General features: G+C 53.3%; 16 protein-coding genes. 7 read left to right on the top strand and 9 right to left on the bottom strand.

Features of this window, described 5'->3' with window-relative positions; translation table 11 throughout:
• Positions 1-90: 90 nt before the first annotated feature.
• The 9 genes from SH527x_RS18905 to SH527x_RS18865 form a co-directional block, all read right to left on the bottom strand.
• The gene (locus SH527x_RS18905) at positions 91-333 is read right to left on the bottom strand and encodes a hypothetical protein (protein WP_437192248.1); all 243 of its coding nucleotides are present in this window, start codon (positions 331-333) and stop codon (positions 91-93) included.
• A 61-nt stretch (positions 334-394) separates the two neighbouring features.
• Positions 395-1,150 carry a sigma-70 family RNA polymerase sigma factor gene (locus SH527x_RS18900; RefSeq protein ID WP_437192247.1) on the bottom strand — a complete coding sequence of 252 codons (756 nt, stop codon included), beginning with the start codon at positions 1,148-1,150 and terminating at the stop codon, positions 395-397.
• 115 nt (positions 1,151-1,265) lie between these two features.
• Positions 1,266-1,499, bottom strand: a complete 234-nt coding sequence (locus SH527x_RS18895; protein WP_437192246.1) for a hypothetical protein — start codon at positions 1,497-1,499, stop codon at positions 1,266-1,268.
• A 43-nt stretch (positions 1,500-1,542) separates the two neighbouring features.
• Positions 1,543-3,660 carry a flagellar biosynthesis protein FlhA gene (locus SH527x_RS18890; protein WP_437192245.1) on the bottom strand — a complete coding sequence of 706 codons (2,118 nt, stop codon included), beginning with the start codon at positions 3,658-3,660 and terminating at the stop codon, positions 1,543-1,545.
• A 74-nt stretch (positions 3,661-3,734) separates the two neighbouring features.
• A complete protein-coding gene (gene fliP / locus SH527x_RS18885) occupies positions 3,735-4,412 on the bottom strand; it encodes a flagellar type III secretion system pore protein FliP (RefSeq protein ID WP_437192244.1) in 678 nt (225 codons plus the stop codon).
• 171 nt (positions 4,413-4,583) lie between these two features.
• A complete protein-coding gene (locus tag SH527x_RS18880) occupies positions 4,584-5,378 on the bottom strand; it encodes a flagellar biosynthetic protein FliO (RefSeq protein ID WP_437192243.1) in 795 nt (264 codons plus the stop codon).
• Complete coding sequence (gene fliN, locus SH527x_RS18875) at positions 5,375-5,755, bottom strand: flagellar motor switch protein FliN (RefSeq protein ID WP_437192242.1); 381 nt, start codon at positions 5,753-5,755, stop codon at positions 5,375-5,377. Before fliN ends, SH527x_RS18880 begins: the two co-directional genes overlap by 4 nt.
• Positions 5,756-5,812: 57 nt before the next feature.
• Positions 5,813-6,733 (bottom strand): FliM/FliN family flagellar motor switch protein, encoded by a 921-nt coding sequence (locus SH527x_RS18870; RefSeq protein ID WP_437192241.1) that lies wholly within the window; start codon positions 6,731-6,733, stop codon positions 5,813-5,815.
• Positions 6,734-6,808: 75 nt separating this feature from the next.
• Positions 6,809-7,492, bottom strand: coding sequence for a flagellar basal body-associated FliL family protein (locus tag SH527x_RS18865; RefSeq protein ID WP_437192240.1), 684 nt, complete (start codon positions 7,490-7,492; stop codon positions 6,809-6,811).
• A 401-nt stretch (positions 7,493-7,893) separates the two neighbouring features.
• On the opposite strand from SH527x_RS18865, the gene SH527x_RS18860 reads away from it, so the two are divergent.
• The 7 genes from SH527x_RS18860 (at position 7,894) to SH527x_RS18830 (ending at position 13,500) form a co-directional block, all read left to right on the top strand.
• Positions 7,894-8,634, top strand: coding sequence for a flagellar hook-basal body protein (locus tag SH527x_RS18860; RefSeq protein WP_437192239.1), 741 nt, complete (start codon positions 7,894-7,896; stop codon positions 8,632-8,634).
• Positions 8,635-8,636: 2 nt separating this feature from the next.
• Entirely contained in the window at positions 8,637-9,434 is a 798-nt protein-coding gene (flgG, locus tag SH527x_RS18855) for a flagellar basal-body rod protein FlgG (protein WP_437192238.1), read from the top strand.
• Between the two features lie 125 nt (positions 9,435-9,559).
• The gene (flgA, locus tag SH527x_RS18850; protein ID WP_437192237.1) at positions 9,560-10,594 is read left to right on the top strand and encodes a flagellar basal body P-ring formation chaperone FlgA; all 1,035 of its coding nucleotides are present in this window, start codon (positions 9,560-9,562) and stop codon (positions 10,592-10,594) included.
• A gap of 137 nt (positions 10,595-10,731) precedes the next feature.
• Complete coding sequence (locus SH527x_RS18845; protein ID WP_437192236.1) at positions 10,732-11,358, top strand: flagellar basal body L-ring protein FlgH; 627 nt, start codon at positions 10,732-10,734, stop codon at positions 11,356-11,358.
• Positions 11,359-11,467: 109 nt separating this feature from the next.
• Positions 11,468-12,574, top strand: a complete 1,107-nt coding sequence (locus SH527x_RS18840) for a flagellar basal body P-ring protein FlgI (protein WP_437192235.1) — start codon at positions 11,468-11,470, stop codon at positions 12,572-12,574.
• A gap of 61 nt (positions 12,575-12,635) precedes the next feature.
• Positions 12,636-12,944: a rod-binding protein gene (locus SH527x_RS18835; RefSeq protein ID WP_437192234.1), complete on the top strand. Its 309-nt coding sequence runs from the start codon at positions 12,636-12,638 to the stop codon at positions 12,942-12,944.
• Between the two features lie 43 nt (positions 12,945-12,987).
• Positions 12,988-13,500, top strand: a complete 513-nt coding sequence (locus tag SH527x_RS18830) for a hypothetical protein (RefSeq protein ID WP_437192233.1) — start codon at positions 12,988-12,990, stop codon at positions 13,498-13,500.
• The last annotated feature ends 1 nt before the right edge of the window (position 13,501 follow it).

Raw genomic sequence — 13,501 nt, 5'->3', positions numbered from 1 at the left:
TTGAGATCTCGGGATCGACAGTCAAAACAGGAGCAGCCAACAAACCGTGAAATACTCCCGGCAACCCGAAATCCGAAAGTGGACAGCGCACTACGCTCGCGGTCCACCAGACAACGATTGAGGGACAACATTCACGCCATACTCGCAGTCGAGAACAATGACCTCACCGCACCCGCACTGAATCTGAATTTCACGGATGACATCCCCTTCTCTACGAAGAGTGACAACCGGCTGATGACTCGAATGTTGACGACCGGAGACGACGAATGGGTGATCAGCAACACGAATTTTCTGTGCTGATATAATCTGGCTGCCATCATGGATACGACTCATTGATCACCTTAAATTCACTCTGCAACGCATGTCACTGCGTCTCACTTCACATCCAACAGCATCACGACTTTCGGGACGAACGACGTGATTTCTCGACGGCCTTGCTTGAAGCTGTCTTCGGTTGATTCAAATAGTTCTTGATCTGCAATTCTGCTTCTGCCAGAAGCCGGGAAACTCGAGACTCTGACAGATTGACCACCTGCGCAATTTCGGCCATGCGCAAGTCTTCGAGGTAATACAGCGAGAGCACGACACGGAGGCGATCCGGCAGGCGCTCAATTGCATCCGCCAGAATCCGCTGCTGATCAGCGAGTTCGAGCCGGTCGAGTGCTTCTTCACTTTCGCGTGAGACGAAATGATGATCGTGCAGTGATTCCTGCCAGTGATCCGGCTGAGCAAACCTCATGGCCGTCATACACTCTTCGACGACTTCTTCACTCAGCCGACACGCCGCAGCCACTGTCGCTGACGTCGCGTATTCTCCGAGTTGCTCCCACGCTCGCTTAACCTGATTCCAAGTTTCCAGAACATGCTGTGGGAGGGAACAGTTCCTTCGCAGCTCATCCAGAATCGCACCACGAATGCGGTGATAAGCGAAGCTTGTGAAGGCAACGCCTCGATCAGGATCAAAACTGGCCGCTGCTTCAACCAGACCTAATACACCGGCTGATTCCAGATTGTCTTTGTCAACGAAGCCCGGAAGTCCTGAGACGATCCGCCCCAAGACATGGCGCACAAAATGAAGGTGATCCTCGATCAGGTGATCGCGAACCTTCCTTTGTGAAACAGATTGATAGGCTTTTACGGCTGCTTCCATGCAATCCGTATCCCGTTAACAATGTGACTTGAGGAATCTGCGACGTAGCACAATCCCGTGAAATCAGTTCAGCTGCCAATTCATCCGCGATCATGATGCGGACATGAGTTCATCGTTATTCCTCTTCGACATGTGGAGTAACACATCGCCACCATGCCACCAGCAACGCTGCGAGTACGAATGTCACACCACCTGCAACAACCGCACGCACCAAAATGACTTCCGGTGAAAGCTGAGTCGCGACACCAATGAGTGTCGCAGCGCAGCCAGCAAGGATTCCCATCGCCGCAGCAACGGGTGGGCGTGCCGGGTGAGATCGCGTGACGGTTCTTGTGGATGGACGAGTCATAGTGAAAAAATCTTACGAGCTCTGGTTTGAAGCCCTGTCATGCTCAAGCAACTGCTTGAGCCATTTGCGAATGGGTTGCCCCAACTGGTTTTGTCTCTTCGGCCTTAAACACCTCTGGATAGGTCAGAATGGCGACCGGGTCCAATGACGTCTCTCCCGGCACTTCGGAATAAGCAATCATGCCCATCCCCGGAGTCGTTCTGATCAATAACTGTCTCAGCGGACGCCTCAACGATCGATCAGTCATCACCGCCAGCGGCTTATCCACACGCACACTGGCCTGATAATGTTCGCCGATGGTTCTCATCAACGCTTCCATTGGCGCCGGGCTCAAGGCAATTTGCCCATTACGTAACGACTCGCGTAACTTGGATTCGAGTCGTGGTTCGAAAGCGATAATCCGCAGATGGCCTTCGGCCGATTTATAACGCTCGCAAACCAATCGCCCGAGTTCTTCGCGAACACGATCCGTCAAATCATCTGCTGTCTTGACTTGAGCACCATGATTGGCGACCGCTTCCAGAACCAGCGCCATATCAGAAAGAGGAACTCCTTCTGCGGCCAGTTGCTGGATGACCTGATGCAGTACAGCCATGCGGACTGTCTCACCTTTGAGTTCATCAACGATGGTCGGCGCAAACTCACGGACACGCTCAAGCATTTGCTTCAGGGTCTCCCTCGTAATCAGCTCGTGCCCATGTCGTTTCAGGATCTCACCAAGATGCGTAATCAAAACACTGACAGCATCGACAACGGTATAGCCATTGGCTTCCGCCTGTTTTGTGAGTGCGGTATCGATCCACTTGGCAGCGAGATCAAATGCCGGCTCTCGAGTCACCTCGCCGGGGATATCAACCCGAACGTTTTCCGGTGCAATGGCAAGCTGTCGGTCCGGACGCAGAATCCCGATGCCGACTTGACGACCAGCAATCATGATCCGGTATTGATCAGGTTCCAGTTGCAACTGACTTCGAACACGGATCGGAGGAATCCAGATTCCTTTCTCACGGGAGAAATCTTGCCGCAAGCTGCGAATCCGCTCTGCGAGACCTTTTGAATTCTTAGGGCTGATTAATGGAAGCAGCCTTGCCCCCACTTCAATGGTCGCCCGATCTGTCGCGAGGAATTCCCGCATCTCATCGTCAGGATTGATCTCTCGGGGAGCCGTCGGTGCCGGTGCAGCTTCTTCGACTTTCTTTTCCTTCTGTTTTCGACTCGCCAGATAAACCAGCAATCCACCAGAAATTGCGAGAAACGGAAGCTTCGGCAGTCCAGGAACGAGAGACATGACCGCCAGAACACCTGCTCCGATATAGAGTGGGCGTTCACGTTTCAGCAGTTGACCTTCAATTTCCTGACCGAGATTCGAATCCGACGTCGCCTTCGTGGTCAGCATCGCTGCCGCAACGGCAATAATCAGTGCTGGCACCTGTGAGACGAGACCATCCCCGATACTCAAGATCGAATAGAGCGAAACGGACTGCGAAACGGACATCCCTCGCGAGACACCGATAATGATTCCGCCGATCAGGTTGATCGCGGTGATCAGCAATCCAGCGATGGCATCTCCGCGAACAAACTTGCTCGCCCCGTCCATCGCTCCATAGAACTCGGTCTCCTGAGCCAGTTCGGTCCGTCGTTTCCGAGCCGTTGTTTCATCAATCGCGCCTGCATTCAGTTCGGCATCGATCGCCATCTGCTTGCCTGGCAATGCATCGAGTGTAAAGCGTGCAGCAACCTCGGAAATGCGACCGGCCCCTTTTGTGATGACCACAAACTGGATCACGATCAGAATCAGGAAGATCACCATCCCGACAACAAGGTTTCCGCCAACCACAAAGTTTCCGAAGGCGTTCACGATCTCACCAGCATGACCAGTGAGCAGAATCAATCGGGTGGTCGCCACGTTCAACGACAGGCGGAACAATGTCAGCAGCAGAAGCAGCGACGGGAAGACAGCCAGATCCAAAGCCCGACGTGTATTCAACGTAATCAGCAACAGCAGAATGCTCACGCTGAGATTTCCGGCAAGCAGCATATCCAACAGGAACGGCGGCAGCGGAAGCAGCATGATCACCAGCACACCCAGCATGCCAATCGACAGGATTGTCTCAGGCTGAGTGAGCAAGGAGCGTCGAGTTGGTGCGGTGGCGGTTGTCATACAGTCAGAAAAACATCAGTCAGGTGCCAGTGATTCTCAGGTTCAAAATGCGTCCGCATCATTAAGGAACGTCGTCAACCAAAGCTGAGGCTGAGCGCTCTCGCAATCAGGTGCCATCCGTCAACAAGCACAAACAACAAAATTTTGCATGGTGTCGAAACAACGACCGGAGGCATCATCATCATCCCGAGAGCCATCAGAATGACGGACATCACAAGATCGATCAGCACAAATGGAAGGTACAGACAGAACCCCATGATGAATGAGGTTTTCAATTCGCTGATCACAAACGCTGGCAGCAACGTTGTCATCGGAACAGCAGATGGAGAAATTGCTTCGTCCATGCCGGAGAGTTCAACAAACAGGGCCAGATCTTCTTTTCTGGTCTGTTTCAGCATGAAGGTTTTCAGGGCATTCGACCCGATCCTCCACGCATCCGCACCGTTGATCGATTCATCCAGATACGGAACAACCGCCTTCGACTCGATCTCGTGGAAAGTCGGGGCCATCACGAACATGGTCAGAAAGAGCGCCAGTCCGATGATCACCTGAGTCGGAGGAATTTCCTGAGTCGAGAGCGCACGACGAATGAACGACAGCACAATTACAATTCGCGTGAACGCGGTCATTGTCACAAGTGCCGACGACAAGAACGTCATCATCCCCAGAAACAACGCCACCTTGAGCTGTGGCGACATCTCCTGGAATGCCTGAGTTTCAAGCAATCGTGAAAAGGTCGTAGGATCGTTCATAGTGCCCGCGACATAGCAATCATGAAAGCAGACCACTTTATTCTGGTCCACAAGCACGCTTGCGCCGCCTCTGTCCTGAATAATGAGATGCTCATTGCATCGACTTCATATTCAAGTCAGAACGAAACTCACTTCTATCGGTTAAAGACATGAAAAAGGATGGGATGTGATTCAGGCGGATTTGGATCGTGCGACCAACTTTTCGAATGGAGTTCTGGCCGCAAGATCAGGATTTGCTTTTAAGACAGGGGTTTCGTCTTCAACCTCAACATCGGTCTCCCAGGCTGGCAGGAGAGTGACCGATTTGATTCCTGCTGCATCTGTCGCAACCAGGAATCGTTCTCCTCCGGCCTGTACCAGATTCAACATCTGATGCCGACCAAGAGGCAATGTTTCAACAAGGGACATCTTGCCCCCGGTGACTTGCGGGCGTTGCATATGAGGCATCTTCTTCAGGCCAACTGCAACACATCCGCCAATGACAAGCACAACGACCGTCCATCGCATCACGCTGAAGAACTCAGCAGTCAGTTGATCACGATTGCTGGTCGCTTCGTGTCCTTCCTTGATAAACGCTTCTTTCATCTGACCGCGAGCAGCCTCGCGAACCTGCTGAACCCGTTCCTGCGTCACTGCGGGAGTCACGGCAAGAGTTACGGCTCCAGTCGCTGCTTCAGTCGCTACTTCAGTCACGTTTGCAGTTGAGTGTCTCTGTTCACCTGCAGGAGGAGTCTGAAGCGCAGGGATCTCGTGGGAGGACAGTTTCAGTAATGATGATTCCAGTTCCGGTGCGGTTGTCATGTCCAGAAATGCAGGAGCATCGTTCTGAGACAGATCAAATGAAAGGTGCTGGATATGCTTTGAGTGAGCAGGTGCCGAACGTACTTCTCCCCCGACTGCCGGAATCAGCGAACCGATTCCCACAATCACGACAGCGGTGGCAATGCGGAGGAGTTTCGACTTCATTTCCGGCTCGGGATCTCACTGGAGTCTGATCGGGTTTGAGATTCAGATGACTCAATCTCTGTAATGCGCACGGCGTAGCGATCATCGACGACCACCACTTCTCCTCGTGCAAGACGGACGCCTTGAGCAATAATGTCAACCGGCTGACTGACCATTCGATCCAGCTGAATGACTGCCCCTTCAGAAAGGTGCAGCAATTCGCCAATGGGCATCGATGTCCGTCCCAGTTCGACTGAGACCGGCATATTCACATCGTAGAACCGGCGCAGTGGCGCTCGCGTTGCGGAAAGCTGAGGGCCTCCGGCGACCGGAAACTCCACAGGATAGACCGTGGCATCAGCTTGATCGGCCAGGCTGTTTTGATCCTCGAATGGCATGACAGACTCCTTTGAATTCAAAGGATCTATCGCAGAGAAATGCCCTCTGCCGCAATATCAGCTAGCAGACTTTGCCTCTTCAGAGATCGGGATCGCGCTAATATTGCCGCTTTCGATCACCTGAGTGATCTCAAACGCCTGACGGCCTCCGATGCGTTTTGGAAGACCGACCCATTTCACCTGTCCTTCCAGACTTGCAACCAATGGGCGGCTGACCAGCTGATTCAGGATCAGAACGTCGCCAACAGACAGATTGTCTACTTGCGACATCGACAAATCAGCCTTTCCAAGTTCCACAACAAGATCCAATGGAACACGTTCAGTCAGTGCCACCAGATCAGGGTGCGACATCCCATCTTCCGTCGGTTCACTCCCAAGCTGCTCCAGAAGAAACCGTTCTGTTTCCTCTTTCAACATGAGCCAGGTGACGGGATCTTCGCCAAAACGGGAATCAATAGTGACTTTGAGCGCGAACATCTGGGAGCCGCCCGGGAAAAGTCGGGTTCGTTGCGGCTTATTTGTCGTCTCCAGGAAGCGACAGGCCAGTGCCTGATCACCCGGCCATCCATCGCCGATCGATTCCGCAAGTTTCTGAAACAGCAGTTCCAGCATGGAATCTTCAACCGCAGTCAGTCGAGCCGGTTCCGGCCACTTCCCGCCGGGCAAATCCAGCAAATCAGCAAGCAACGCCTGAATCTGGCGCGCAGAGAACACCATCATCGATGGAAGCAGAGACTCGCCAATGGAGAAGTAGACACCCAGTCCATTTTCAGGCAATTGCTGCATCGCGGAGTAGTATTGAACAGGTTCAATCTTGCCTGGCGTCAGTCCGACCGGACGTGACAGCAGCGACGCCCAATGATCCCGTGTCAGCGCGCACACGTTCGACTGCCATGCCGCCAACTGCCGTAACGCTTCGTTTGGCGGCCGACGTGGACTGGAAAAGTCGAGCAGACTGGGGGACACATCGTCTGACATGACGGGCTGCAAATAAGACATGAACACATTAAAGCAACTGCAGTTGCAGGCTGGGATTCCAGAGACTGCAACTCACTATTGCACGTTGAATTCCTGAAAAAGAACGTCGTACACACGTTCGACATGGTCAGGAAAAAGGGACGCGTTGAAGTAATCCCGAATCTCCCGACGCAACATATTCTGCCCTGCTTTCCCGCGGATCTCGTCCAGTTCCTTGTCAGACAAGTGACTGACAAGCCAGTTTCTGAGCAGGAGTTCCTTCTCGCTGATCGCAGCCTTAACGGCCGACTCATCAGCGCGTCGGGTTTGCAGAACAATTTTGATACGCAAATAGCGATTCAGCCGTTGCTCGTCGAGATTAACCGTGACGTCGCCATAAGAAATGAAGGCCATCGCCCCCTTGTTCGGCGAAGAACTACCAGTTCCACCGGCCCCTTTTCCGTGGTCGCTGCCGTGTCCGGATTTCGAGTCGGACGATCCATGACCGCTCCCATGCCCGGAATCGATATCAACTCCGGCCCCATCTTCTGAGCCGTCTGTTCCATGTGCGGCAGCAGGTGCATTCAGCATCGCCATTGCAAACGGAACGAGCGATCCAACGACGCACGAAATCAGCCCGACGATGATCCAGGGGACAATCCCGCCAGATGAAGCCTTCGCAGCCCCGGCGGTTCCTTCAGAACCCGATGTTTGATCCGCCATGTCACATTCCTGAACATTGAACACCTCCTGACGAACCATCAGGGGTATTCGATTCATTCTTGCGGCGCTCCTCAAACGAAGCCCTGCCGCCTTCACCATATAGTCGACGCAAAACAATGTTGAACTTTGAGGGATGTAAGTCTTTCCCAAAGTCCCGTCTGAAAAAAACGAGCGCCTACTTCAAGAATGACTCAAGCAGCCCACTCGACCTCGCCACAACCCCTATCTCTTCTATTTGAAATGTAAAAACAGGCAGCCCTGAGAAGATTCACACCCAACAAACAAGACAATCCACACAACCGCTACATTCTTCCTGATCACACCGCGACTCACGTGTCGAGAAAGAAAGAAGATTCGACACAGTCTGTTTCCCGAAATCGATCGGCAAAAAATGCCGCTTCAGAGGGGGTATCAGACGAAGCAAAGTCGAACTGCCATCAGTCAGGGAGTGACAAGACATGATCAACGGACTGTACAGCGCTGCTTCGGCGATGGAAGCGGCAGCACGGCAGCACGAATTGATCGCGCAGAACCTTGCTCATGCACAGATGCCGGGGTATCGCCGGCAATCACTGATCCACGATTCCAAAGAGAACCAGTTCGATCAGGAACTGAAGAGCGCCGTGAACTTTTCGTCTCACGGAGTCCACGCTGGAGAAACCTATATTGATTTCAGCAGCGGACCTTTGGAGAAGACAGGGCATCACCTGGATGTTGCCCTTGATGGAGAAGGCTTCTTTGTCGTCGAAGGTCCAGATGGTCCTCTCTACACCCGAAATGGAGCATTCCATCTCAACGAGGGAGGCCAGTTGGTCACTGTCGACAATCTTCCAGTACAGGCTGGCGGCCAGAATATTAGCATTCCGCCGAACACCGCTTCTTCTTCGATCCGTATCACTGAAGAGGGTCGCGTCTTTGCGAACAACATCGAACTCGGCAAGATCGATGTTGTTCGCTTTGCCCAACCAGACAGACTGAAGTTTGCGGGGGCGACACTGTTTCAGGCACCGACGGACCTGCTTCCTGAGGATGCCGAAGCCGTGATGCATCAGGGGACTCGGGAACGTTCCAATGTCTCGCCAGTACACGAACTGGTCGACATGATCGCCGTTCAACGACGGCAGGAAGCGGCTCAGAAATCAATGACACTTATTAACGAAGCCATCGGGCGACACATTCTCTCTCAGGGAGGCGTCTAGTCATGTTACGTGCCCTGTACACCAGCGCCACAGGAATGAAGGCGCAAGAACTTCTCATCGACAATACGGCCAACAACCTGGCCAACGTCAACACAACAGGATTCAAACGCAGCAATCTGTCGTTTGCAGACCTGCTGTATTCCACGTTGAAGCAGCCAGGAACCGATGTCGCCACCGGTCAACAATCTCCAACGGGATTGCAGATCGGAAGCGGTGTCCGTGCCGTGGGGACTGCCAAGGTTTTCACCCCGGGCAACATTGAACAAACGAACAACCCGTTGGATGTTTCAGTGGAAGGGGACGGATTCTTCTCCGTGCAATTGCCGAACCAGCAGACGCGTTACACCCGGGCTGGTGCATTCCGTATGGACGCCACCGGACAGCTTGTCACCCCGGACGGATATCTGCTGAATCCTCCGATCACGATTCAGAACGGTGTCGACCTCACCACGCTGAACATTGGTACGGACGGAACGATCTCCGCATCTCTGGCCGGAACACCGGATTCAGTCGTCACACTGGGACAGATTCAGTTGGCTCGATTCTCCAATCCAGCCGGACTCTCCAGCGAAGGGGGCAACCTTTACGCTGCGACTCCCGCCTCAGGGACACCGACGCTTGCCAATCCCGGAACAAACGGAATGGGATTTCTTCGACAGGGGGCACTGGAAGGCTCCAACGTCGAAGTGGTCACTGAATTGATCGGATTGATTTCCGCACAACGTGCCTACGAGATCAACTCTCGGGCAATTCGGGCGGGTGACGAAATGCTATCAACCTCGGCAAACATCGTACGTTAAGCCATGTTGATCCTCACCTGAGTTAAGAACACGGCGTTAAGAACACAGCACGGCAGTCAAAGCCGTTCGCAAGCAGCCTAATGTCGCCAGTCAATTCCCAAACGCGATCTGAAGTTGGAGAGAACGTGTTCCTGCGTTCACATCATATCCGTTCACAGCAAATCCTCTGCGTCATCGCCACGATGATCGCATGGGGGAACGTCAGTCTTGCGCTCGCTCAAAGCTCAGACTCAGCGCGTTCCGCCATCCGCCTCAAACCAACAACGACGGTCAGTCGAACACAAGTCCGACTCGGGGACGTCGCTGACATCATCGATAACAATCCCGCTCGCCGTGCGGAATTGCAGAACCTCGATCTGGCCAAATTCGACCAAAACTCAGAGTTAACACTGGATCGTTCGTTCATCGAGATCCGTATTCAACTCGCCGGTTTCGAACGAAGCACGATTGCGATTTCTGGAGAAGAGATCGTCACGATCACGCCGCCTCTTCCAGTCACACTGACTGATCTGGGAATTGAAGAACTCGTCCACGCAAAACTCTGCCACCAGTTTGCAGTTCTTCCGGAAGATCTGAATGTCAAACTCGTCACACCATTCATGACGAATGCCGGCCTCGATCCTCAACGACTCCAGCATCCTCGAATCGAAGTCATGCCTGTTTCTCAGTTGCCGCTGGGACGCCCTCAGCTGACGATTCGCATCTTCGGCAATGAACAGATTGCCTTCGCACGTTCCGCAACATTTGAAGTAACACGGCGTCAGAACGTCGTCGTCGCGGCAACGTCACTGGATCGCTCAAATCAGATCGACAGTGAAAACGTTCGAGAAGAAGTTCGCTTTGTCGACAGCCATCTCGATCAGCTAAAAGCCTCTCAACTCGTCGGCCGCCGCGTTTCAACTCCACTCCGACCCGGTGATATCGTCACCTCGCGACACGTAGGGGAAGTTGTGGTCGAAGAGGAACCGATTCTGGTTCAGCCCAGAGAGCCGGTTCGATTGATTGCAAAAAAAGGAAGACTCGTCGTGACCATTCCTGTCGCTGAAGCACTTCAGGCCGGCCGTAAAGGCCAGCTCATTCGAGTCCGTAACATCCAGTCGAATCAAATTGTGACAGGAGAAGTGGTGGGCCGGGGAGAAGTCCATGTTCGACTTCCATAACCCATCACACCAGATCATCGCGAATCAGGAAGATGAGCGACCACCAGCACTCCACTGAAATACTGCCAGCTGAATTATTGCCAGCGCAATGACTTCAACGTGATCGCAGACAATGTGTCCAAGGAAGGACAACTGTCATGAAGAAAAACTCAATCATCGCCGGCAGTTGCCTGTTTCTGGCCGCTGCGCAACAGACGATTGCTCAAGCAGAGTCACTCTGGCAGCGTCGCAATCCGCAGAACGCGTACCTCTTTTATGACTCGAAAGCACGTCACATCGGCGACAGTGTGACTGTGATCATTTCTCAAACAACCGATGTCGCGAACACAGAGAAACGGGACCTTGGAAAATCAACCTCCACCAAAGGAATGTTCGGGTTTGCTGGTGCCAGTGACGGTGGGTTGGGTGAACAAGGCGGGTCTGCCTCACTGGAACTCGAAAGCTCCTCCGACCGCAAGTTTGACGGTTCATCAGGCTACCGATCTGCTCAAGCATTTACCGACCGCATGACATGTTCGGTGATGGACGTTCTTCCTAACGGCAACATGGTCATCTCTGGAGAACGTCGGGTTCGAGTGGCAGGAGAAGAACGCACACTTGTTCTGTCCGGTGTCATTCGAGGGCTGGATCTTGGCCCGGACAATAACATCAGTTCTCAATACATCTCGCAGTTCCGCATGGAATATCAGGCGAGTGGAACATCCCAGAAGTTCACTCGACAAGGTTGGCTCGGACGGGGTGTCAACTCAGTCTGGCCCTGGTAAGCATCCCCACTTGTAAGTTCCGGCGAACCGCGATCATTTGCCTTTGGCAATACTTCCAATGAACACAGTCTCCGACATCTTCAGATCTGTTTGTAAGCCATGCTGCTTAATGCTGGCTTGCGCAACAGCTTCTGTGTTGTTCCTCGCGAACTCGGGGAAAGCAGAAGTTCGCATTAAAGACATTACGGACATCGAAGGCGTTCGGGTCAACCAGCTCGTCGGGATGGGGCTCGTCACCGGATTGAGTGGAACGGGAAGCAAGAGTCCCGTCACTCGGCAGTATGCAGTCAATTTCATGCAACGCATGGGCATGCGTGTTGACCCTACAATTCGCCTGCAACTTCACACAGACACCACACAGAAGACGAACAATCTCTCAGTGGTCACGGTCACCGCGAATCTGCCTTCGTTTGCTCGTCGTGGATCGCGAATTGATGTCCTGGTTTCCACCTTCGATGACGCCAGCAGTATTGAAGGGGGACAGCTGATTCTCACTCCGCTCGTTGGTGTCGATGGCGAAGTTTATGCGGTCGCCAGTGGGCCAGTCTCAACTGGGGGATTCAGCTTTGCAGGTCAGGCCGGATCCGTGCAGAAGAACTTTCCGACAACTGGCCGCATCTCCGACGGGGCAACCGTTGAAGAAGAAACGCTCACTCCGCTGGGGTGTGATGGATTCATTCGATTGCTCCTGAAGCAGCCAGACTTCGAAACAGCTCGACGCATCGCCATTTCCATCAATGGAGAAGAACCCGGAATTGCGGCACCGTTGGACGCCACAACAGTCAACGTCCGGCTTCCTCCCAAGTATCTCGACCGTGCTGCCGAGTTCGCTGGTCTGATTGGCAGCCTGAACGTGTTGCCTGACCGCCGTGCTCGTGTCGTAATCAATGAACGAACAGGCACGGTCATCATTGGAGAGAACGTCAAAATCTCTCGCGTCCTTGTCACTCACGCAAATCTCGCGATCACCACAACCGAGTCTCCTGAGGTTTCTCAACCACAGCCATTCAGTCAAGGGGAAACCGTTGTTGTTCCTCGAACGAATGTCGATGTTCAAGAAGAGAAAAAGCAAATGACCCTGATCGACGACACCGTCACATTGGGCGACCTTGCACAAGCGTTGAATTCACTGGGAGTTTCCCCAAGAGATCTAAGTTCGATTCTCCAGCAGTTAAAAGAGAGTGGCTCGCTCCATGCGGATCTGGAACTGAAGTAGCCCTCGCTCGAGAACCTCTTGCCCTGCTCCTTTGAATTGTTGATTGAAAAGAAAACCGCCGATGAACGCCATCAGTTCGACAGCCGCCAGTCTCCCGATCTCTTTAATGTCTGACCCAATGCAAGGCCCTGTATCACAGCAGCCGGAAGCATTGGCAAAACAGTTTGAGAGCTTGTTCGTCTCAATGCTCGTCAAGGAAATGCGACAATCTTCCGGATCGGAAGACGGGCTGTTCCCCGGCGATTCCTCCGACACCTACGGCGGGATGTTCGACATGTTCATGGGCCAGCACATTGCAGAGAACGGCGGAATTGGCATGGCCGAATCCATTCGCGAAGCGGTTCTGAAGCAAGGCAGCTACGGCCGCTAACCAGATCGCTCAAGCCAATCAGGCCGTCGAAGCAGGAACAACAATGGTTGCACAGCGAACTCTGACCATCGGGCTGCAACAACAGCTACAAGCTCATCTCCAAGACGAATCGCAAGTCATCAAGCGAGTCGAAGCGTTGGCGTCCGCGCTGGGAAGCATGGGACCAACAGGATCAGAGCTGGTCGCACAGCAATCGGAAATCCTGCTGCTGATTGACGATGCCCTGCACATTCAACAGCAACGCCAACACATTCGTGAAGCAATTGCCGCAGACTGGAACTGTCTTCCGGAAGACGTACGACTGGGTGTCATCACACTCGAATCCCCGGAAGCCAACCTGCAGTTCCAGACACTTCGCAATGAACTCATCCAGGCGACAGCACGCGCCGGAGCCTGCCTCAAGACCACGAGAGAGCAGCTGACTGGCCTGCACGGAATTGTGACTGACCTGCTGGCGTCGATCATGCCATCCGGCAATGGAGATCACGTCCGCTATACCGCTGCTGGACAGCGTTTGACTCCGGTGATGCAGCCCGGCATTGAAATAAGGTCATAGA

This window comes from Planctomicrobium limosum, from assembly GCF_051465645.1.
Lineage (GTDB): Bacteria > Planctomycetota > Planctomycetia > Planctomycetales > Planctomycetaceae > Planctomicrobium.
The sequence above is the reverse complement of the archived record's forward strand: the minus strand, read 5'-3'. Positions and strand labels throughout refer to the sequence as shown.